Source organism: Gordonia hydrophobica NBRC 16057 (assembly GCF_001592365.1).
GTDB lineage: Bacteria > Actinomycetota > Actinomycetes > Mycobacteriales > Mycobacteriaceae > Gordonia > Gordonia hydrophobica.
Genome location: NZ_BCWU01000004.1, coordinates 377160 through 398711, shown reverse-complemented (window position 1 = coordinate 398711; position 21552 = coordinate 377160). Strand labels below are relative to the sequence as shown.

At 67.9% G+C, this 21552-nt stretch carries 23 protein-coding genes and 1 pseudogene; 14 read left to right on the top strand and 10 right to left on the bottom strand.

The genetic code is table 11. The features are described from left to right. Positions 1–282: 282 nt before the first annotated feature. Positions 283–693, top strand: a complete 411-nt coding sequence (locus tag GH2_RS09675) for a helix-turn-helix domain-containing protein (protein ID WP_066166468.1) — start codon at positions 283–285, stop codon at positions 691–693. A 142-nt stretch (positions 694–835) separates the two neighbouring features. Here the strand turns inward: GH2_RS09675 and greA are convergent, their stop codons facing one another. From greA to GH2_RS09660, 3 genes are all read right to left on the bottom strand, one after another. Further along, a complete protein-coding gene (greA, locus tag GH2_RS09670) occupies positions 836–1324 on the bottom strand; it encodes a transcription elongation factor GreA (RefSeq protein WP_066166466.1) in 489 nt (162 codons plus the stop codon). A 97-nt stretch (positions 1325–1421) separates the two neighbouring features. Next, on the bottom strand, positions 1422–2168 hold the full coding sequence (locus GH2_RS09665) for a queuosine precursor transporter (RefSeq protein WP_066166463.1): 747 nt from the start codon (positions 2166–2168) through the stop codon (positions 1422–1424). Continuing rightward, a complete protein-coding gene (locus tag GH2_RS09660; protein ID WP_066166460.1) occupies positions 2165–2623 on the bottom strand; it encodes a DUF4307 domain-containing protein in 459 nt (152 codons plus the stop codon). The genes GH2_RS09665 and GH2_RS09660 overlap by 4 nt, the downstream gene beginning before the upstream one ends. Positions 2624–2701: 78 nt before the next feature. Between GH2_RS09660 and mca the strand changes: the two genes are divergently transcribed. Both mca and GH2_RS09650 read left to right on the top strand, forming a co-directional pair. Further along, on the top strand, positions 2702–3550 hold the full coding sequence (gene mca, locus GH2_RS09655; protein ID WP_066166456.1) for a mycothiol conjugate amidase Mca: 849 nt from the start codon (positions 2702–2704) through the stop codon (positions 3548–3550). Next, positions 3550–3876: a hypothetical protein gene (locus tag GH2_RS09650; RefSeq protein ID WP_066166454.1), complete on the top strand. Its 327-nt coding sequence runs from the start codon at positions 3550–3552 to the stop codon at positions 3874–3876. Before mca ends, GH2_RS09650 begins: the two co-directional genes overlap by 1 nt. Positions 3877–3918: 42 nt before the next feature. On the opposite strand, the gene GH2_RS09645 is transcribed toward GH2_RS09650, so the two are convergent. The 3 genes from GH2_RS09645 to GH2_RS09635 are packed head-to-tail and all read right to left on the bottom strand — an operon-like array spanning position 3919 to position 6483. After that, the gene (locus GH2_RS09645) at positions 3919–4776 is read right to left on the bottom strand and encodes an aldo/keto reductase (protein WP_066166451.1); all 858 of its coding nucleotides are present in this window, start codon (positions 4774–4776) and stop codon (positions 3919–3921) included. Continuing rightward, entirely contained in the window at positions 4773–5204 is a 432-nt protein-coding gene (locus tag GH2_RS09640; RefSeq protein ID WP_066166448.1) for a cupin domain-containing protein, read from the bottom strand. Before GH2_RS09640 ends, GH2_RS09645 begins: the two co-directional genes overlap by 4 nt. A gap of 22 nt (positions 5205–5226) precedes the next feature. After that, positions 5227–6483, bottom strand: a complete 1257-nt coding sequence (locus GH2_RS09635; protein ID WP_066166662.1) for a multidrug effflux MFS transporter — start codon at positions 6481–6483, stop codon at positions 5227–5229. A 143-nt stretch (positions 6484–6626) separates the two neighbouring features. On the opposite strand from GH2_RS09635, the gene GH2_RS09630 reads away from it, so the two are divergent. The 6 genes and pseudogenes from GH2_RS09630 (at position 6627) to GH2_RS09605 (ending at position 13053) form a co-directional block, all read left to right on the top strand. Next, positions 6627–7523, top strand: a complete 897-nt coding sequence (locus tag GH2_RS09630) for a helix-turn-helix transcriptional regulator (RefSeq protein ID WP_066166445.1) — start codon at positions 6627–6629, stop codon at positions 7521–7523. Between the two features lie 37 nt (positions 7524–7560). Continuing rightward, positions 7561–9555: a thioredoxin domain-containing protein gene (locus GH2_RS09625; protein WP_066166442.1), complete on the top strand. Its 1995-nt coding sequence runs from the start codon at positions 7561–7563 to the stop codon at positions 9553–9555. Positions 9556–9647: 92 nt separating this feature from the next. After that, a complete protein-coding gene (locus tag GH2_RS09620; RefSeq protein WP_066166438.1) occupies positions 9648–10268 on the top strand; it encodes an AIM24 family protein in 621 nt (206 codons plus the stop codon). Between the two features lie 9 nt (positions 10269–10277). Then, a complete protein-coding gene (locus GH2_RS09615) occupies positions 10278–10970 on the top strand; it encodes an AIM24 family protein (protein ID WP_066166435.1) in 693 nt (230 codons plus the stop codon). Next, positions 10967–11730: pseudogene (locus tag GH2_RS09610) on the top strand (AIM24 family protein). The gene GH2_RS09615 and the pseudogene GH2_RS09610 overlap by 4 nt, the downstream one beginning before the upstream one ends. A gap of 249 nt (positions 11731–11979) precedes the next feature. Next, complete coding sequence (locus GH2_RS09605) at positions 11980–13053, top strand: 3-deoxy-7-phosphoheptulonate synthase (RefSeq protein ID WP_066166432.1); 1074 nt, start codon at positions 11980–11982, stop codon at positions 13051–13053. 79 nt (positions 13054–13132) lie between these two features. On the opposite strand, the gene GH2_RS09600 is transcribed toward GH2_RS09605, so the two are convergent. The 3 genes from GH2_RS09600 to trhA all read right to left on the bottom strand — a co-directional run bounded on the left by GH2_RS09600 (position 13133) and on the right by trhA (position 15864). After that, positions 13133–14572, bottom strand: coding sequence for a PepSY-associated TM helix domain-containing protein (locus tag GH2_RS09600; protein ID WP_066166429.1), 1440 nt, complete (start codon positions 14570–14572; stop codon positions 13133–13135). Positions 14573–14641: 69 nt separating this feature from the next. After that, positions 14642–15139: a hypothetical protein gene (locus GH2_RS09595; protein WP_066166426.1), complete on the bottom strand. Its 498-nt coding sequence runs from the start codon at positions 15137–15139 to the stop codon at positions 14642–14644. 23 nt (positions 15140–15162) lie between these two features. Next, a complete protein-coding gene (gene trhA, locus GH2_RS09590; protein ID WP_084247408.1) occupies positions 15163–15864 on the bottom strand; it encodes a PAQR family membrane homeostasis protein TrhA in 702 nt (233 codons plus the stop codon). Between the two features lie 59 nt (positions 15865–15923). Here trhA and GH2_RS09585 point away from each other — a divergent pair, with 59 nt between their 5' ends. The 3 genes from GH2_RS09585 to ybaK are packed head-to-tail and all read left to right on the top strand — an operon-like array spanning position 15924 to position 17975. Continuing rightward, positions 15924–16706 carry an isoprenyl transferase gene (locus tag GH2_RS09585; protein ID WP_066166422.1) on the top strand — a complete coding sequence of 261 codons (783 nt, stop codon included), beginning with the start codon at positions 15924–15926 and terminating at the stop codon, positions 16704–16706. A gap of 40 nt (positions 16707–16746) precedes the next feature. Continuing rightward, complete coding sequence (locus GH2_RS09580) at positions 16747–17490, top strand: SDR family oxidoreductase (RefSeq protein WP_066166420.1); 744 nt, start codon at positions 16747–16749, stop codon at positions 17488–17490. Then, positions 17490–17975, top strand: a complete 486-nt coding sequence (ybaK, locus tag GH2_RS09575; RefSeq protein WP_066166658.1) for a Cys-tRNA(Pro) deacylase — start codon at positions 17490–17492, stop codon at positions 17973–17975. Before GH2_RS09580 ends, ybaK begins: the two co-directional genes overlap by 1 nt. A 16-nt stretch (positions 17976–17991) precedes the next feature. Here the strand turns inward: ybaK and coaA are convergent, their stop codons facing one another. After that, a complete protein-coding gene (gene coaA, locus GH2_RS09570; protein ID WP_066166418.1) occupies positions 17992–18933 on the bottom strand; it encodes a type I pantothenate kinase in 942 nt (313 codons plus the stop codon). Between the two features lie 59 nt (positions 18934–18992). Here coaA and GH2_RS09565 point away from each other — a divergent pair, with 59 nt between their 5' ends. Then, on the top strand, positions 18993–20213 hold the full coding sequence (locus tag GH2_RS09565; protein ID WP_066166415.1) for a hypothetical protein: 1221 nt from the start codon (positions 18993–18995) through the stop codon (positions 20211–20213). Positions 20214–20224: 11 nt separating this feature from the next. Further along, entirely contained in the window at positions 20225–21529 is a 1305-nt protein-coding gene (gene glyA / locus GH2_RS09560; RefSeq protein ID WP_066166656.1) for a serine hydroxymethyltransferase, read from the top strand. Positions 21530–21552 lie beyond the last annotated feature (23 nt).

Sequence of the window (21552 nt, the reverse complement as noted above, 5' to 3'; positions counted from 1 at the left end):
ACCTCGTCGGAAGCAGGACTGTCGGGGTGCACTACACCACGAGCGGCTTCTATTGTGCGACGTATGTGCAATCAGGCGCTGCTGCGGTCGACACGATGGTCACTGCCCTAGGACAACCGCACCCGCCGCCCTCTCAGATCTGCGACCGGGCGCTCGAGTTCACGCGGGCGACGATCGCGAAGATGCCTCTGTGACAAGAGATTTCATGCTATAAGTGCAGGTCGGAGATTATGCACACTACTGTGTGCGGACATTCTGGTGTGTGCTCGACACATTGGTTGTGTGCCGACTGCAGACTTTGGATCCCTCGAGTGGGATACCTATGCGTTTGCCTTCGGTCATCGCCTGGTGACGTTGCGGAAGGCGCGGGGACTGTCGCAGGAGGAAGTGGCAGAACGGTCGGGATTGCATCGGAATGCGGTGTCGAATCTCGAGCGTGCGGTCAGCAACAGTAAATCGGGTTTGGCGAATCCGGAATTGTCGACCGTCTATCGATTGGCGCGGGCTCTGGAAGTCCCTCCGGTCTATTTGATTCCCGGCGCGAATACTCGGATCCTGGACCGCGCGGCGGAGCAGGAGAGCAACGAATTGCTCTCCGATCTGGAGCGGCAGCTCCGCGATCTCATCAACGGTGAACGGCCTGACGTGGAATCGGCGTCGCGCGAGACTGATTGGATCATCGACCGCGGCTGAGTCCGCGTCTCCCGTGAACCGTTGCGTCGTCCGGGACGACGCAACGGTCGGTGGGAGACGCAAGTGCCGGAGATCGTCGGGAGACGCATGTCGCGCATGCGATAAGGCCGGTCCGCTGTGCGGACCGGCCTTATCGACAGTCTTACGGCTGGTACGGCTCGGCGCTGACCAGCGTCACGCTGATCTCGGCGCCGCTGGGCACGGTGTACGTGCGGGTCTCGCCGACCTTCGCGTCGATCAGGGCAGCGCCGAGCGGCGAGCTCGGCGAGTAGATCTCGATGTCGCCGGAGCCTTCCTCGCGCGTCGCGATCAGGAAGGTCTCCTTGTCGGACTCGTCGCCGTCGTAGTAGACGGTCACGACCGATCCGGGGAGCGCCACGCCCGACTGCTTCGGGGCCTCGCCGACCTGGGCCTTGTTCAGCAGATCCTGCAGCTGGCGAATACGCGCTTCCTGCTGGCCCTGCTCCTCACGCGCTGCGTGGTAGCCGCCGTTCTCCTTGAGGTCGCCCTCTTCGCGACGCTCGTTGATCTCGGCGGCAATGACCGGCCGATTCGCGATGAGCGAATCGAGCTCACCCTTCAAGCGCTCGAACGACTCCGGCGTCAACCAGGTCACACCCGCATCGGTCATTGTGGTCTCCTTTGCTGTCCGCTAGTGGACTGCTCTAAATGCAGCAACACGGCCCCTTGCGGAGCCGTGCACCGTCTAGCGTACCAGCGCCTGTGGCCTATGGCACATTTCGGGTGACCTGCGTAACAGTTTCGAGTGCTTCGCGATACGTGGGTTCGGCGCGTTTGAGGTACCGGACGACGGTGTAGGTGACCGGCATGATCACGATCTCCACCAACGTCTTCCACACGAATCCGATCACCACGTAGTTGATGAAATCGGACCAGGTGCTGATGCCGATCGCCGTCGCGGCGATGGAGCAGAAGACCAGGGTGTCGAAGAACTCCCCGACGACGGTCGAGCCGATGAGCCGAGCCCACAGATGCTGTTCGCCGGCGCGCTCCTTCATCTTCACGAGAACGAACGAGTTCAAGAGCTCGCCGACGACGTATCCGGCGAGACCGGCGGCGACGATTCTCGGGACGGTGCCGAGCACGGCTTCGAAGCCGGCCTGGCCGTCGTAGAAGTCGGCGGCGGGGAGCTCGATCGCGACCCAGAAGCACAGGGAGGCAAGGACGATCACACCGAAGCCCGAGGCGATGGTACGACGCATCGCACGGAAGCCGTATACCTCGCTGATGACGTCGCCGATCACATAGCTGAGCGGGAACAGGAAGAACGCGCCGTCGGTCACGAGGCCGTTGACGTGCAGCGGTCCGAGATCGAACTGGAGCCAGTCGAACAGCACGACGGCTTTGGTGGCGGCGATGTTGCTGATGAGCATCACGCCGACGAACACCGCGGTGAGAACCGCGAAGTACGGGGTGGCGATTCTGGCGAAGACCGCCTTGCCCGACCGGGTCATGCGTTCGGGCGGAGGTAGGGCGGGACGTCCGTTCCGCAGCCGAACAGTTCGCCGATCACGCCCGGTTCGGACGTCGAGACCTCGGTTCGTGCGCCGACCTGCGTTTGATCGCCGGGCGGAATCAAGATCTCACGACGGCCGACTTCGGAACCGTCCTTGGCGCGGGCACGGACGATGCACACGACGGCGTCGTCGGGATTCGCGCGATTGACCGTGTACTGCACGGCCACCCGATCGGACGAGAGGAGCTCGTAGGCGGTGGCCTGACCGGAGATGTCGGGGTCGCCGAATCGCTGGTAGCCGATGACCGCCAGGCCGACGCCTGCGATGATCACCGCGACGCCGAGCGTGTAGAACCAGCGACGCTTGGCACTCGGAGTGCGTTCTGTGGGGTACGTCGCTCGAGGGCCGCTGCGCGGAGTCTGCTGGTCATGGCCCCCGTCTGATGTGCTCACGTGTCAATACCTACCATGTTCAGTAAGAGCGAGCGAAGGTGAGGAAGCGTGACCGAACGCGCGAACGGGCTACGACTCATGGCAGTCCACGCCCATCCCGACGACGAGTCGAGCAAAGCGGCCGCCACCCTGGCACGATACGCCGCGCAGGGCGCTGAGGTGATGGTTGTCACGCTGACCGGCGGCGAACGCGGCGACATCCTGAATCCGGCGATGGATCGACCGGGGGTGCTGGAGAACCTGCCCGAGGTCCGACGCGAGGAGATGGCCGCCGCGGCCGCGGCGCTCGGCGTGGAACAGCGTTGGCTGGGATTCGTCGATTCGGGTCTGCCGGAAGGCGATCCGCTGCCTCCGCTGCCCGAGGGCTGCTTCGCGTTGGTTCCCGTGGAGGAGGCCGACGAGCGGCTGACGGCGGTGATCCGCGAGTTCCGACCGCACGTGATCATCACGTACGACGAGAACGGCGGCTACCCGCACCCCGACCACATCAAGTGCCACGAGGTCTCGATGGCGGCGTGGGAGTCGGCGGGCGACCCCGACAAGTACCCGGACGCCGGCGAGCCGTGGACACCGCTGAAGCTGTACTACACGCACGGCTTCATCCGCGACCGGATCCTGGCCTTCTCCGAGGAGTTCGAGAAGGCCGGTCAGGAGAGCCCGTTCACCGAGTGGCTGAACAAGTGGCGCCGCAATCAGGGCGACATGATGGCCCGCGTGACCACCCAGGTCGAGTGCGCCGAGTACTTCCCCCAGCGTGATGCCGCACTGCGTGCGCATGCGACGCAGATCGACCCGAACGGGTTCTTCTTCGCTGTGCCGATGGAATGGCAGCAGCGGCTGTGGCCGACCGAGGAGTTCGAGTTGGCGCAGACTCGGGTGCACACCGATCTTCCCGAGAACGATCTCTTCACCGGAATCGAGCAGTAATGAACGTCCTGTCCCTCCCGACTCACGCCGCGATGTTCCTGGCCGAAGAGCCCGCGAAGGGCCCGGAGTTCGGTAAAGCGTCGCCGGTCGGACTGCTGATCATCCTGTTGCTGCTGGTCGCCGTCTTCCTGTTGATCCGGTCGATGAACAAGCAGCTCAAGAAACTGCCGGAGAGTTTCGACACGGAGAATCCCGAAGCCGATCAGGCGTTCGACGACGGGACCGACCGCGTCGACGCCGACCCGACGCAGCCGCCCGCCGCCGACGAGAACACGGGAACGTCCGACGAGGCCAAGGGATCCGATGAGGAGCACAGAACCCCGTAGCCGGTGTAGGACGCCTGCTACGGGGTTTCGCCCGAGTGCTCGCTACTTTCCGCTGTACACGGGAAACACGCTCGACTCGCCGTAATCGCGGTCGTTGAGATCCCGCAGCGCGGTCATGTCGTCGTCGGAGATCGTGAAGTCGACGTCGGCGTTGGCGCGCATATGGTCCGGATTCGCGGTCTTGGGCAGCGACACGGTGCCCAACTGCAGGGTGTACCGGATGCACAGTTGGGGCACGCTCACACCGTACTTGTCGGCGATCGCGACGACCTGCGGGTTGTCGAGGATCTCCCCGTGAGCGATCGGCGAGTACGCCTGGACGAGGATGTCGTTGCGTCGGCAGTAGTCGATCAGGGCGGACGGCGTGTTCCCGGCGTGCACGAGGATCTGATTCACGTGGGGTGCGACGACACCGCGCGTGCGGATGTTCTCCAGATCCGCCTCCACGAAGTTCGACACCCCGATGGCGCGGACGCGTCCGGCCTGATAGGCGGCTTCGAGCGCCGTCCAGGCGGCCAGGTTGCCGTCGGCGTAGTCGCCGCCACGAAAATCGTTCCACGGTTGCGGGGAGTGGATCAGCATGAGGTCGACGTAGTCGAGCCCGAGCGTCTCCAGCGAGCCGTCGATGGCGGCGACGGCGTCGTCGTAGTCCTTGATCTCGGCGGCCAGCTTGGTGGAGACGAAGAGACGATCGCGGGGGACGCTCGCGGTCCGTATGCCTTCGCCGACGCCGCGCTCGTTGCCGTACGCCTGCGCGGTGTCGATGTTGCGATACCCGAGGTCGATGGCGGCACGGACCGCGTCGGCGGCCGCCGCGTCGTCGATGAACCAGGTCCCGAGCCCCAGCGCGGGAATCTGGACGTCGTTGGCGAGGGTGTAGGTCTGGGTCAGTGCGGTCATGCATCGTCTCCGTTCGTCGGAAGCTGTCCGTACACCTCGTCGGTGACGGGTTCGAGCCATTCGTTGCGGACGTCGTCGCCCGGTGTGATGAACGCGAGGTGCGAGAACCACGCGTCGGCCTTGGCGCCGTGCCAGTGCTTGGTACCTGCGGGCACCCGGATCACGTCGCCGGGCTTCATGCTGACGGGGGCCCGGCCCTCCGCCTGGTACCAGCCGCTGCCTGCCGTGCACAGGAGGATCTGGTCGCCGCCTCCCGCAGCGCCGTGATGAATGTGCCAGTTATTGCGGCATCCGGGTTCGAACGACACGTTGCTGACCGGCACCGGCCCGTCGGCGACCGGTGCGAGGTAACTCTGGCCGATGAAGTACTGGGCGTAGGCGGTGTTCGGCTCACCGAGCGGGAAGAGCTGATCGAAGTGATCGGTCATGATGACTCCTTGGTTGAGGGTTTCAGTGGGAGGGTGCAGGCACCGGATCGGGTGTCGATGCGGTGACGGTCGGTGACGGCGTCGGCGAACGACGGCGGAGGAGGACGGCATAGGCGACGCCGGCGAGGCCGACCGACACCACGGTCACGACGCCGAGCGGCAGCGCGCTCTGCCCGCCGCCGATTCCGACCAGCGGCGCCGCCAGCCCGCCCAAGCCGAACCGGGCGCAGCCGAAGATCGACGACGCGGTTCCGGCCAGGTCTGGATAGTCGGCCAGCGCGAGGGCGGTCGCCGCCGGCGAACCGACCGCGACGCCCGACGCGAGCGTGAACAGGGAGATCAGCACCACAGCCAGCGGCAGGTGCCACAGTCCGGCGGCGAGCAGACCGAGGGCCGCGATCCCGCTGATCACGACGCCGACCACCAGCGTGCCGCGTCGCGACCAGCGCTCGGAGGCTCGTCCGGCGAGCCAACCGCAGGCCATGAAGCCCGCAGAGTTGGCGCCGAACGCGATCGAGTACGCCTGCGGCGACAGCCCGTAACCGCCTTGGAGAATGTAGGTGGCACCGGACAGGTACGCGAAGAGGGCTGCATAAGTGAGGCCGCAGACGAGCACCGCTCCGACGAAGTGGTGGTCGCGCAACAGTCGCCGGAAAGCGCGTGAGGTGTGTGCGCGGCCGCCCGCGATCCGTCGCTCCACCGGCAGCGTCTCTCGGAAGACGACGAGCGTGGCGAGCAACAGCACCACCCCGATCACGGCCAGGAACGTGAACGTGCCGCGCCAATCGGTGACCTGCGCGAGTTGGCCGCCGATCACCGGGCCGATGATCGCAGCGAGACCGCCGAGCACCGTCAGTCGTGCGTAGTAGCGGATCAGCGCACCGCCCTCGTACACATCGCGCCCGGCGGCTTGCGCGATGACGATGCCGACCGCACCGGCCAGCCCCTGCACGAGGCGGGCGACGACCAGGGTGACGATGGTGGGGCTCACCGCGCACAGCGCCGACGCGGCGATGTAGGCGACGATCCCGATGATCAGCGGTGTTCGGCGGCCGAACCGGTCGGAGAGAGGTCCGGCGATCACCTGGCCGACGGCGAGTCCGATGAGGCACGCGGTGAGCGTGAGCTGTGCGGCCGACGTCGTCGCGTCGAGGTCGTCGGTCAGCGCGGGCAGCACCGGCAGATACAGGTCCATGGAGATGGGACCGAACACGGTCAACACCATGAGCAGCGTGGCGAGCGCGTTCCCGACAGTGCGTCGGGAGGCGATGGGTGGCATGCGGTGGTCTTTCGTGAGTCGAGACAGCGCGGATCCGCTGCCGAGATCCACGTTCCTCTGTCACCTCTCCTCGCGGGAGTCCCGCTCGAGAGGGGTACTGCGAGAGCCTCCCAGCGACTGCCGCCTCGGCTTACCGTTGACACATGGACAATCGAGCACAAGTGCGGGAATTCCTGACGTCGCGGCGTGCTCGGGTGACCCCCGACCAGGTGGGATTGCCCGCAGGCACCAACCGTCGGGTGGCCGGGCTGCGTCGCACCGAGGTGGCCACGCTCGCCGGCGTGAGTGTGGAGTACTACACGAAGATCGAGCGCGGGGCCATCAGCGGAGCGTCACCGGAGATCCTGGACGCCCTCGCTCGAGCGCTGCGACTCGACGACGCCGAACGCGCCCACCTGTTCGACCTGGCGCACGCCGCGAGCCCCGTCGCCCGTCCGCCCCGCCGTCGGAACCCGAAGTCGTGGCGGCCGCACGAGAGCTTGCAGTGGGTGCTCGACGCCATCACCGCCGGTCCCGCGTTCGTACGCAACGGTCGTCTCGACATCCTGGCCGCGAACCCGCTGGGGCGCGCGTTCTACAAAGACGTCTTCGACATGCCGGGCCAGCCGCCGAACATGGCGCGCTACACCTTCCTGGACGATCGGGCGCAGCAGTTCTATCCGGACTGGGATCGATTCGCCGACGTCACCGTCGCCATCCTGCGCACGGAGGCCGGTCGCGATCCGCACAACAAAGACCTGCACGATCTGATCGGGGAACTCTGCACCCGCAGCAACGACTTCCGCGCGCGGTGGGGTTCGCACGACGTCCGGCATCACGGCACCGGGATCAAGACGTTCCACCACGACGTCGTCGGCGAGGTGACGGTGGCCTACGAGGGGATGGAGATGGAGTCCGAGCCGGGGCTCACCCTGACGGTCTACGCCGCGGAGCCGGGCTCGCCGTCGGCCGAGCGGATCCAGTTGCTCGCCTCCTGGGCGGCCAGCGAGTACGGCGCGGACGACACTCGGGCGTCGGACGAGGTGCCCCTGGACCGGTGAGGCCCGACGCAGGTCGGCGGTGAGGCACCATGGAGCCATGAACCGTCTCGCGCAGTCCTCGAGCCCGTACCTGAAGCAGCACGCGGGCAACCCGGTGGACTGGCAGGAGTGGGGCGACGACGCGTTCGCCCAGGCGCGTGAGCGCGACGTGCCGGTCCTCCTGTCTGTCGGCTACGCCGCGTGCCACTGGTGTCACGTGATGGCGCACGAGACGTTCGAGGACGAGCACCTCGCCGAGCAGATGAACCGCGACTTCGTGTGCATCAAGGTGGACCGCGAGGAACGCCCCGACATCGACTCGATCTACATGGCCGCGACCGTCGCGATGACCGGGCAGGGCGGCTGGCCGATGACCTGCTTCCTGACCCCCGACGGCGACCCCTTCTACTGCGGCACCTACTATCCGCCGCACGCCCGCAACGGGATGCCCGGGTTCACCGAGGTGATGGACGCGATCACGCGGACGTGGACGCAGCGGCGCGACGAGGTGCTGGTCGCGGGAACCAAGATCGCCGAACACCTGCGCGCCAACTCGGAGTCGCTGCCGTCCGGACCGCTACCGGATGCGCAACTGTTGGCTGACGCGGTGCGCGCGATCCTGGCCGACGAGGACCCGCGGTCGTCGGGATTCGGCGGCGCACCGAAGTTCCCGCCGACGGCACTGCTGGAATCCCTGCTGCGCGCCGACGAGCTCGCCGGTCACGCCGACGCCGCCGACGCGGCGACGCGCACCGCTCATGCGATGGCCCGCGGCGGCATCTACGACCAGCTCGCAGGCGGTTTCGCGCGCTACGCCGTCGACGCGGAGTGGGTGGTCCCGCACTTCGAGAAGATGCTCTACGACAATGCGCTCCTGCTGCGCGCCTACGTACACCTCGCGCGTCGCGGCGACGCGCTCGCACTGCGCATCGCCGAGGAGACCGTCGCGTTCCTGGACGAGGATCTGTGGACGGGAACGGGATATGCGTCGTCGCTCGACGCGGACACCGAGGGCGTCGAAGGACTGACCTATGTGTGGCGTCCCGACGAGCTCGTCGCCGTCCTCGGGCCCGACGACGGCGCCTGGGCCGCCGAGGTGTTCACCGTCACCGAGACAGGCACCTTCGAGCACGGCTCGTCCACGCTGCAGCTGTTGCGCGACCCCGACGATCTGCTCCGCTTCGCCTCGGTGCGGACCCGGCTGCGCGCCGCGCGCGACGAGCGTCCCCAGCCCGACCGCGACGACAAGGTCGTCACCGCGTGGAACGCGATGGCGGTCACCGCGTTGGCCGAAGGCGGTGCGGCACTGGGGCGTTCGTCGTGGGTGGAACGCGCCGCCGAGTGCGCGCGCGGACTGCTCACGCTGCACCGGGTGGACGGCGATGTCCGACGCTCCTCGCTCGACGGTCGTGCTGCGGTCCCGCTCGGCGGACTCGACGACTACGCCGCATTCGTGACCGCGCTGCTGACCCTGCACCAGGTGACCGGCGAGGTGGAGTGGCGGACCGCCGCGTTGGAGATCGTCGAGCGGATGATCGCGGTCTTCGTCGACCCGGAGGCCGAGGGCGCCTGGTACGACGCGCACGACGACGTCGACCTGCTGCTGCGCCCCCGCGATCCGGTCGACGGCGCCACCCCGGCCGGCGCGTCGCTCGCCGCCGAAGCACTGCTGTTGGCGTCGCTGCTGACGCCCGACCTGGATGCCGCCGCACGGTACGAGGAACTGCTCGACGCCACCATCGGGCGGTCGGGACTGATCCTCGCGAAGGCGCCGCGATCGGCGGGCCACTGGCTCTCGACCGTGCTGGCGCGCACGGCCGGGCCCCTCCAGGTGGCCGTCGCGCAGACCGTCGCGGGCGATGGCGCGATGGCGACCGCGATTCGACGCGGTGCCCCCGGCGGGACGGTGATCGTGGCGGGGGAGAAGGACTCGCTCCCGCTGCTGGCCGATCGTGGACCGGTCGACGGCGCCGACGCCGCCTACGTCTGCCACGGCAAGGTCTGCGACTTGCCGGTGACGGAGGCGGCCGTCGCACTGCTGCGCCTGCGCTGACAGGGACACCCGAGTCCGTCGTCCGGGCGACAGCGGCCACCTCGGACGCTATTCTGTGCTTCCTCAGGCCACATGCGAAGGACGGCACAACCATGCAGCTCGTCTCGACGACGAAACGGGTGGTCGAAGCACACCTGGAGAACAGTTCGATCCGCGCTCTCAGCGGATCGATGATCGCCTTCGAGGGCCAGGTGGCCTTCAAGTCCGCCGGCTTCGGCGGCGGCGAGGGGATCGTCGCCGGGATCAAGAAGAAGGCGACCGGCGAGGGCCTGTCGCTGATGGAGTGCACCGGAACCGGGATCGTCTACCTGGCCCAGGACGCGGCGAACGTCACCGTCGTCGACCTGACCGGCGAGACTCTGCAGGTGGAGGCGGAGCAGTTGCTGGCGCTGACGGCGAATCTGACCACCAACGTGACCTTCGCGGGCGTTCGCGGCGGCGTGTCGGGGCAGGGACTGTTCACGACCACGGTCACCGGTCACGGCCAGGTGGCCCTGCTGTCGCAGGGCGGCCCGCTGGTTCACCTGGAGGTCTCGCCGGAGTTTCCGCTGGTGGTGGATCCGGATGCCTTCGTCTGCGCGCGCGGCGCCCTGTCGCAGTCCTTCGTGACCGACGTGTCGTGGCGCACCGTGGTCGGCCAAGGGAGCGGCGAAGCGTTCTCGCTCCGCTGGGACGGTTCCGGCGTCGTCTCCATCCAACCGGCCGAGCGATAGGAGAGCGACGTGTTCACGAAGGTCAACAACAAGGTCGTCTCGGTCGATCTCGCGCGCAGCGGGCCCATCGTCGCCCGCCGCGGCGCGATGCTGTTCTACACCGGAAACGTGTTCTTCCAGCCGCATCAGATCCCCGGCAGCGGCGGCACGGGCGCGCTGAGCGGCATGGTCGGGGTCGCCGGACGCATGATGCAGGGCGAGCACGAGTCGACGATGGTCGCGCAGGGCGACGGCACCGTCCACTACGGCTTCCGCGGACTCGAGGTCGAGATCGTCGACGTGAACGGGGGCGGCGAGCTCCGAGTGGAGGCGTCTCGACTCCTCGGACACACCCAGGGCCTCCAGTCGTCGATCGTCTCCATCTCCGCGCAATCCGGCGGCGGGGGAGGCGGACTGCGCGGCGCGCTCCGATCGGCGGCGGGCGGCGTGGCGACCGGCCAGGGCATGTACACGACGCGGCTGGTCGGCGCCGGTTCCGCGGTCATTCTGGGACACGGCGGCTTCATCCGACTGCAGGTGGCTCCGGATCGCCCGGTGACAGTCGACCCGCAGGCCTTCGCGGCGTCGATCGGGCAGGTCGAGACCCGCCTGCGGTCGACGGTCAGCTTCCGGAACATGGGCCGCACCGGCGGCGAGGCCTTCCAACTCGACTGCACCGGGCACGGTGTGGTCTACGTTCAAGCATCGGAGCAGCGGCTATGACCCAGGTGAACACGGTGTGGAACCCGCACACCCTGCCTGCCGACGACAACGTCCCGGACAACAAGTACGCCTACACGATCGACCTCGGGAAACCGTGGTTCCTGTCGAAGGGTGCGATGATCGCGTACTACGGCCAGGTGACCTTTACGTCGTTGGAGCACGGACTGCAGGCAGGCATGCTGCACATGGTCGCGCAGACCTTCTCGGCGCCGCTGTATCTCGGCGACTACGTGGTGGCGGAAGGCCACGGCAAGGTGGTGATCGGCGACCGCGGCTACGAGATCAACTCCTACAACCTCGAAGACGACGGCAACCTGACGATCCGGGCGGCCAATCTTCTCGCCTTCGAACCACGCTGGCGCTGAAGCAGTCGATCGTTCCCGGCTTCCTCACCCTCATCGGCACCGGTCGCTTTCTGGCGTCGTCGAACGGTCCGGTGATGTTCGTCGAGCCTCCCGTGCGGGTGGATCCCGAAGCGATGGTCGGCTGGGCCGACTGCCCGTCGCCCAGCCACCACTACGACCAGACGTGGGTCACGGGCCTGCTGCAGGCGGCGGCCTCGCGCGTGGGCGTCCGTTCGGGTGAGGAGCAGCAGTTCGATTTCACGGGGGCGGGCACCGTCCTGGTGCAGTCGAGCGAGAAGGTGATCGACGACAGCGCCGTGGTGCGCAGTATCACCGGACAGCTTCCGGGCGTGTCGGTGGCCGGATTGCAGCAGATCAACAGCCATCTGCAGTCGCAGATGTCACAGCATCAGTAGCGTCTCGTGTTGCGACGGGTCCGCGGTGCGTGTTAGCTTCGACGGCATGTCGACCACCGCATATTGGCGCTTTATCCAGGCTCCGGGAGAGCCTGCGATCCAGCATCGATAACGCGCGTCGCACATCCCGGAGCCCAAGCAGTGACCATTCGGTCACTGCTTTTCACGTTCCGGGATGATTCTTGTCGAGCAGGGCGTTCCGGGACACGAGACCACACCACTCCTGCCGACAGCATCGAAAGGCACATCGTGACCATCACGACCGGTTCCACCACGCAGTCCACCTCCGACCGGAGGGTCACGGCGTTCTCGCCGATCCCGTCGCCGGAGGCACTGCGCACCGAGCTTCCGCTGACCGCTCGGCGCGCCGAGATGGTGCAGCGCGACCGGGAAGAGATCGCCGCGATCCTCGCCGGCCAGGACGACCGGATGATCGTCGTCGTCGGCCCCTGCTCGGTGCACGATCCGGTCGCCGCACTCGACTACGCGCGACGCCTCGCGCCGCTCGCGAAGGAGTACGCGGATTCGCTGAAGATCGTGATGCGGGTGTACTTCGAGAAGCCGCGCACCACGGTCGGTTGGAAGGGCCTCATCAACGATCCGGGAATGGACGGCTCGTTCGACGTGGAGCGCGGCCTGCGTACGGCGCGTTCGCTGTTGCTCGATGTGATCGACCTCGGCCTTCCGGTCGGCTGCGAGTTCCTGGAGCCCACCAGCCCGCAGTACATCGCCGACACCGTCTCGTGGGGAGCCATCGGCGCCCGGACCACCGAGTCGCAGGTCCACCGCCAGCTGGTCTCCGGTCTGTCGATGCCGGTCGGTTTCAAGAACGGCACCGACGGCAACATCCAGGTGGCGATCGACGGCGTCAAGGCCGCAGCCTCCGAGCACGTCTTCTTCGGTGTCGACGACTTCGGTCGCGGCGCGGTGGTCCACACGGCGGGCAACGACGAGTGCCACGTGATCTTGCGCGGCGGCACCCCCGGCCCCAACTACGATGCTCAGTCGGTCGCCGACACCGCGGCCAAGCTCGAGAAGGCCGGACTGTCGCCGAAGGTGATGGTGGACTGCTCGCACGCGAACTCCGGTAAGGACCACGAGCGACAGGCCGAGGTGGCCGTCGAGGTGGCCGAGGCGTTCGCTGCGAACCGTCGCGAGGGCAACGGTCCGGTGCTGTCGGGCGTCATGCTCGAGAGCTTCCTGGTGGCCGGCGCGCAGTCGCTGGGCGGCGAGCTGGTCTACGGCCAGAGCGTCACCGACAAGTGCATGGGCTGGGAGGCGTCGGCGTCGGTGCTCGACGCCCTCGCGCGCGCCGCTCGCTGAGAAAGCGGCGACTGCCCTAGACCGATGGCTGCTTTTCCGGGGCCCAGACCCGGAAAAGCAGCCATCGCTGTCGGACGGGTCAGGACTTCGGTAGTGCTGCCTCCCGCACCCGCGGCAGCACCGTGTCGATCACCAGGAAGGCGAGCAGGGGCCAGCCGAGCAGCGGAAGAAGCCACCCGACCGCGGCCGCGACGACCAGGATTCCCGCAGCGAGGGGCAGCGGAAGATCCCGGAGAGCCCCGCGCGCGGGTGCGGTGCCCGCGCGGGCGTCGCGGGCCCGGCGCTGCCACCACGACCGGTAGCCGAGCACGATCAGCGTGATCAACGCGAGCATGACCGTCAACAGCAGCACCTGGTTCGGCAGACCGAACAGCAGCCCCATGTGCAGGGTGATGCCCCAGGTGGAGAGCTTCGCGGCGAGCGGCCAGTCGGCGAATCGATTGAGGTCGACGACGGCGTCGCGCGAGGGATCCACCGTGATGGAGCTGGTCGATGCGCGCCACGGGACTCGGCGCTGAGCGACGGTGAACGCCGTCGCGTCGTCGGTCGGGACGGTGACCTCCACCGCGCCGTCCACCCCGTTCGCGCGGGCGATGCCGACGGCACCGTCGATCCCGGCCACGGCGTCGACCGTGGCGTCGGAGTGGCCGCCCATGTCGTGACCGCCGTGCTCGGCGTGCTCGCCGCCGGTGGGCGCCTGCCCGCCGGTCAGCGAGGCGTCAGCCGTCGGGGTGGTCCAGCCCAGCGTGGACCGCAGATCGGTGACGTGCTGCCCCGCGTAGGTGGACCAGGTGAGGCCCGTCGCCGAGAGGAAGAGCAGTGCCACGACGATCCAGGCGCCGATGACGCCGTGCCGGTTGACCGTCGCGGCACGACCGCGAGCACCCGGCGACCCACGCAGCAGGGACCCGCGTCCGGTCGCGCGGCGCCGTTTGCGAATCTGCATCACCCAGAGGGTGAGGCCGCCGAGAGCGACCAACCACAGCCACGACGCCGCGAGCTCGGAGTAGAGGCGGCCGGGGTCGCCGAGGTGAAGGTCGCGATGCAAGCGGTCGATCCAGGTCCGAAGCGGAAGCGCACCGGAGGAGCCATAGCTCACGAGCTGCCCGCGAGACTGCGTGGTGACGGGGTCGATGAACACCGCGAGGCGCTCGGAGGCGCCCAGCGACGGGTCGTCGAACAGCACGCGCGTGGTGTCGCCAGGGTTGGTGGCCGGCCAGACGCCAGAGAGATGGAGGTCGGGTCGAACGGCTTGCGCGGCGCGGACCTGCGCCGCGAGAGAGGCCGCCGACCCGGTGGAGTCGGTGTGGAGTTGCGCTCGGTAGACGAGATTCTCGACGGTCGGGGAGACCGAGTACAGCGCGCCGGTCACCGCAGCGACGAGGAGGAACGGGGCCACCAGGACGCCTGCGTAGAAGTGGAGGCGTCGGACGAGCCGGTGAAGAACGGTGCTCACCGGCGCGGAACGCGGCGGTGCGGAGGGTGTCTTCGGGGTCGCCGAAGAGACAGAGATGGACACGAGGTGCCTTTCGGTCAAGCAGCAGGGATCGCGCGCCGACGTCGGCGCGCGATGAGTGAGAACGGGGTGCTACTGAACCGGGGGCGGGCCGCGGCGGCCGATGCCGCCGAGGTAGACCAGTGCCGCAGGCGCGGCGACGGCGGGATACGCCGGAACGGTGACCGTGGTGAGCGGCCGTAGCCGCACGTGCAGGCGCATCGCGCGCAGGGCGAGCGCCGACGCCGCGTGGACCAGGAGTTCGACACCGCACAACAGAAGCAGCGCGGCCAGGGTGCCGACGGTGTGCATCGCCGCCATCGGCGCGGTGAGCAGATCGTGGTGATGGCCGGACGACAGGACCAGCAGGACGTGCACCATCGCTTGACCGCCGATGAGTGCGGGAAGCACACGCGCGGCGGGAAGCGCCGCGACGGCGACGCCGAGCGCGATGGCGGTCGTCGCGACCATCAGCAACGACGCGGTCTCGGGCAGCATGCCCTGTGCCGCCGCGTGCGCTCCGATGCCGGTCAGCGCGGAGGCTCCGCCGACGACGGCGCCGCGCAGGCGCGAGAGTGTCGTCGGGGTCATCCGCTGACTGTAGCCGAGGCCACTCAGCCGATGACCACCAGCCATACGGCGATGTAGTGCAGGAGCGCGGCGATCGCGGTGCACGCGTGGAACACCTCGTGGTGACCGAACACCCCCGGCCACGGATCGGGCCAGCGAAGCGCGAACAGCACGCCGCCGAGACTGTAGAAGACGCCGCCGGTGGCGAGCAGCACGATAACGGCGACCCCGGTGTTGTGGATCAGCATCGGGGCCACCGCGATGATCACCCAGCCGAGCACGATGTAGAGGACCACGCCCAGCCAGCGCGGGGACCCGGGCCAGAGCATCTTCAGGGTGACACCGAGAGCGGCGCCCACCCAGACGATGCCGAGCACCCACCAGCGAGTGGGGGAATCGAGTCCCATGACGCAGAACGGGGTGTAGCTGCCCGCGATGAACACGAAGATCATCGAATGATCGGCGCGTTTCATCGCGATACGGGCGCGCGGTGACGTCCAATTGACTCGGTGATACACGGTGCTGACGCCGAACAGCGCGCAGATGGTGACCACATAGATCACCACGGCGACCACCGAGACGGCACTGCGGTGCATCGCCGTGCCGACGATCAAGACGATGCCGACCGCGGCAGCGATGAACGAGGAGTACTTGTGGATCACACCGCGCAGCGTCGGCTTGGTCTCCGGACCGGTCACACCGTCGATATTAGTGGGCGCCGAGGTCGGGAGAGGGGACTGCTGCATGAACCTACGGTACCGTAAGTTCCGCGCCGGTAACCTACCGTGAGAGTAAGATCGCGGCTGTGAAATTGCTCCCGGACCGGGTGCGCGGCGGCATGCTGCGCGTGTACGAACACCGTCTCGTGCAACTGATGGACGGCACCCGCATACCCCGCCATGTGGCGATCATCTGCGACGGCAACCGGCGGTGGGCGCGCGAAGCGGGATTCGAGGACGTCAGCCACGGACACCGTGTCGGTGCGCGACGCATCGCCGACATGCTGGGCTGGTGCTCGGAACTGGGGATCGAGGCGGTGACGATCTACCTCCTCTCGACCGAGAACCTCTCGCGGGAGTCCGACGAGCTCGACGCGCTGATGGAGATCGTGCCGGACATCGTCGACGAGATCAGCGACGTCGACGCCGACTGGCGGGTCCGGATCGTCGGCAACCTGGACCAGCTGCCCGACGCGGTGGCACGACGGCTCCGCGAGGCGTCGAACCGAACCGAAGGCGCCGCCGACATGACGGTCAACGTGGCCGTCGGCTACGGCGGTCGCCAGGAGATCGTGGACGCCGTGCAGACGCTGCTGACCGAAGCCATCGAGAAGGGCGCCTCGGGCGCTGAACTGGTGGACGCGGTCTCCGTCGACGGGATCGACTCACACCTCTACACCAGCGGCACCCCCGACCCCGACCTGGTGATCCGCACCTCGGGGGAGCAGCGGCTCAGCGGGTTTCTGCTGTGGCAGTCGGCGTACTCGGAGATCTGGTTCACCGATGCGTACTGGCCGGAGTTCCGCCGCGTCGATTTTCTCCGTGCGCTGCGCGATTTCACCGCACGCAATCGCAGATTCGGCAAATGAGACCCAGCAACTGATGAGATCTGGAAGGGACTGACAAGACATGCGGGTGACGGTCGTCGGCGCGAGCGGAGAGTTCGGTTCGATCCTCTGCGAGATCCTCCTCAAACGGGGCGCCCAAGTGATCCCCGCACATCGGAAGACCGGCGTCGACGCGGTCACCGGCACGGGCCTCTCGGCGGCCTGCGCCGGCGCCGATGTCATCGTCGACGCCACCAGCCTGATGTCGCGCAGCGCCGCCGACTCCGAGCGGTTCTTCTCCGCGGTCGCACAGAACATCGCGATCGCCGCCGACGACGCCGACGCCGCCGTGGTGTACCTGACGATCTACGGCGCCTCCGACTCTGCCGTGAACAAGAAGATGGGGCACTACCGCGGCAAGGCGCAGCAGGAGGCCGTATACACCGAGATGCTGGGCGACGCCGCGACCGCGTTCCGATCAACGCAGTGGTATTCGCTGCCGGAGAAGTTCCTCGCCGCGATGACGTTCGGTCCGGTCGCCGTCGCGCCGCGCATGCTGAGCAGACCTGCGGCGGTCGAGGACGTGGCCGAGGCGATGGCCGACGTGGTCCTGGATCCGTCCCGGCCGTCGGACATCATCGTCGCCGGACCGGCGACGATGAACCTGGTCGACATCGCGAAAGCCGTTGCGGCCAAGAACGGCTCACCGAAGAAGGTGTTCGGTGTGAACGTCGGCGGATCCGCGATCCGGTCCGGCGGGCTGGTGCCTGAGCACCCCGACGTGACGACGTCCACGACCTTCGAGCAGTGGCTGGCCGCGCGCTGATGGCCGCTGCGACGCCCGCCATCGCGGCGCTGGAGCGGGCCGCCGTGCCGTTCGACGTGCACAAGTACAAACACGACCGTCACCGCGCCGACTACGGCGACGAGGCCGTCGCCGTCACCGCGTCGACGCTCGGGGTGCAGGCCGCGCAGATCTTCAAGACTCTCGTTATCGACCTCGGCGGCACCCTCGGCGTCGCGGTGATCCCGGTGCCGGAGAAGCTCTCGCTCAAAGCGGCGGCGAAAGCGCTCGGCGCAGCGAAAGGGGAGATGGCGCAGGCGGCGAAGGTCACCCGGTCCACCGGATACGTGCTCGGCGGGGTGTCGCCGCTGGGGCAGAAGACGGCACTGCCGACCGTCGTGGACGCCTCCGCGCTGCAGTGGGACTCGGTCCTGTGCAGCGGTGGTCGCCGCGGCCTCGAGATCCAGTTGGCGCCGTCGGACCTGGTGGCCGTGACCGGCGCGGTGGTCGCCGAGATCACGGCCTGACGCGCCGAATCGGCGATCACAACTTCCGCAGGCGCACCCGGTTGATGGCGTGGTTACCGTCCTTGCGCAGGACCAGCGTCGCGCGCGGCCGGGTCGGCAGGATGTTCTCGATCAGGTTGGGACGATTGATCGACGTCCAGATGTCGCGGGCGGCGATCGTCGCCTGATCGTCGGTCAACGACGAGTAGTAGTGGAAGTGCGATTCCGGGTCGGCGAACGATCCGGTCCGCATCTGGAGGAAGCGGGAGATGTACCACTTCTCGATGTCGGAGGTCTTGGCGTCGACGTAGATCGAGAAGTCGAACAGATCCGAGACTGTCAGCGTGGGCCCGGTCTGCAGCACATTGAGGCCTTCGACGATGAGGATGTCCGGCTGTTTCACCGAATGGACGACGTCCGGCACGATGTCGTAGCTGACGTGGTCGTAGACCGGTGCGGTGACCTCCGGGTTTCCGGACTTGACCTCGGTGACGAAGCGCAGCAGTGCGCGGCGGTCGTACGATTCGGGAAAGCCCTTGCGGTGCATGATGCCCCGGCGTTCCAACTCCTTGGTGGGAAGCAGGAAGCCGTCGGTGGTGATCAGATCGACCTTGGGGTGGGTCTCCCAGCGGGACAGGAGCGTCGCCAGCACGCGGGCGGTGGTCGACTTGCCGACCGCCACCGACCCGGCGATGCCGATCACGAACGGCACCTGGCGATTTCGCTGGCGTTGCCCGAGGAAGGTCGACGTGGCAGCGAAGAGTCGCTGTCTGGCCTCCACCTGCAGGTGGATGAGACGAGACAGCGGCAGGTACACCTCGGCGACCTCGTTGAGGTCGATCTGCTCACCCAGGCCGACGAGCTTCTCCAGCTCCGACTCGTTCAGCACCATCGGCATCGATTTGCGCAGTGCACGCCACTGCGTTCGGTCGAGCTCGAGGTACAGGCCGGGATCGCGGTCGTGCGAATGACGCGCCATGGACCGATAGGTTACTAGGACGTGCGACGCGTTGGCCGACCCCCGGTAGCTTTGGTCACATGAGTGCTGCCGCGGATCCTGTCATCGAGTACCTGCGACTCGGGTTGGCGTTCGACCGGATCGAGGAGGGGTTCGTCGACGCGTACACCGGCGACCGGGCACTGCGGGCCGAATCGGAGAACGGGCCGACGCCCGATCCCGCGGAGTTGGCCAGGCGCGCCAGGGCGCTGCACGAGGAACTCCCCGCCGGGCTGCCCGCCGACCGCGCCGAGTTCGTCGGCACCCACCTGCGGGCGCTGGAGGTCTCCGCACGCAAGTTCGCGGGGGAGCGGGTCGGTTTCATCGACGAGGTGCAGGCGTACTTCGACGTCCGGATCGAACCCGGTGACGAGGACGTCTACCGCCAGGCGCACGCGCGAATGGCCGACGCGCTGGGCGTGCCCGGCGCCACCGGCGATCGACTGCGCGAGGCCTACGCCGCCTATCGCCGGGCCGACGAGATCCCCGCCGACCTCGTCTCCCCGCTGATCCACGAGTTCGCGGGAAGCCTGCGCGAGACCGTCCGCCGCGAGTTTCCGCTCCCCGACTCGGAAGTGGTCGATTTCGAGGTGGTCAGCGACAAGCCGTGGTCGGGCTTCAACTACTACCTCGGCGACTTCCACTCCACGGTGGCCGTCAACACCGATCTGCCGCAACACATGTCGGCGCTGCCCGGCCTGATCGCCCACGAGGCGTATCCGGGGCACCACACCGAGCACTGCCGGAAGGAGCAACGGCTGGTCGGGACCGGACAGCTCGAGCACACCATCTTCCTGGTCAACACGCCGCAGTGTCTGATGGCGGAGGGGTTGGCCGACCATGCGCTCGCCGCGGCCATGGGCACGTCGTGGCACGAATGGGCGGCCGAGATCTACGCCGACTTCGGTCTTCGCTTCGACGCCGAGCGAGCGCGTGCGGTCGGAACTGCGGCGGCGGGACTGCTCCGCGTGCGGCAGGACGCAGCGCTGGCCCTGCACGACCGGGGCGAGAACATCGACGACGTCGCGTTGTTTCTGCAGCGCTGGCTGCTGGTGGCGCCCGATCGGGCCCGCCAGATGCTCCGCTTTCTGACTTCGCCGCTCTGGCGCGCCTACATCTCGACGTACGTGGAGGGATACGCGCTGCTGGGGGCGTGGCTCGACGAGGCGGGCCCCGCAGGTCCGGCGCGGCTCGCGCGCTTCGGTCGGCTGCTCGACGAACCGCTCACCCCGGGGGTGCTGCGCAGCGAACTCGGGTTCTAGACTTGGTGGCCATGAGCCTGTTTTCCCAGTCCCTTGCCGACCTGGACCCCGACGTCGCCGCAGCCATGAACGGAGAGCTGTCGCGTCAGCGCGACACGCTCGAGATGATCGCATCGGAGAACTTCGTTCCCCGTGCCGTGCTGCAGGCGCAGGGCAGCGTGCTGACCAACAAGTACGCCGAGGGCTACCCCGGCCGTCGGTACTACGGCGGCTGCGAGCACGTCGACGTCGTCGAGGACATCGCGCGGAACCGGGCCAAGGAACTGTTCGGCGCCGAGTTCGCCAACGTGCAGCCGCACGCCGGTGCGCAGGCCAACGCGGCGGTCCTGCAGGCACTGATGGAGCCGGGCGAGACCCTGCTCGGACTCGATCTGGCACACGGCGGTCACCTCACCCACGGCATGCGGCTCAACTTCTCGGGTAAGCTCTACGAGAACGCCTTCTACGGCGTCAGCAAGGAAGACTTCCGGATCGACATGGACGAGGTGCGCAAGATCGCCCTCGACACCAAGCCGAAGGTGATCGTCGCAGGCTGGTCGGCCTACCCGCGGACCCTCGACTTCGCGGCGTTCCGTGAGATCGCGGACGAGGTCGGCGCTCACCTCTGGGTCGACATGGCGCACTTCGCCGGGCTCGTCGCCGCCGGTCTGCATCCCAGCCCGGTGCCGCACGCCGACGTCGTCTCGACCACCGTCCACAAGACCCTCGGCGGACCGCGCTCGGGTCTGATCCTGGCCAAGAAGGACTGGGCCAAGAAGCTCAACTCGGCCGTCTTCCCGGGCCAGCAGGGCGGGCCGCTGATGCACGTCGTCGCCGCGAAGGCCGTCGCGCTCAAGATCGCCGCCACGGAGGAGTTCGCCGAGCGTCAGCGTCGCACCCTGTCCGGCGCCAAGATCCTGGCCGACCGACTCACCGGCGACGATGTCGCCAAGGCCGGCGTCTCGGTGCTGACCGGCGGCACGGACGTCCACCTGGTCCTGGTGGACCTGCGCAACTCCGATCTCGACGGCCAGCAGGCCGAAGACCTGCTCCACGAGGTCGGGATCACCGTGAACCGCAACGCCGTGCCGTTCGATCCGCGCCCGCCGATGGTCACCTCCGGACTGCGCATCGGCACCCCGGCGCTCGCGACCCGCGGGTTCGGCGACGCCGAGTTCACCGAGGTCGCCGACATCATCGGCACCGCGCTCGCCGCGGGCAAGTCGGCCGACGTCTCCGCACTCCGCGCACGGGTCAGCAAACTCGCTCTCGACATCCCGCTGTACGACGGCCTGGAGGGCTGGGGTCTGATGAGCTCGACGGGGTCGGCGGAATAACCAACTTCCGCACATCTCGTTTA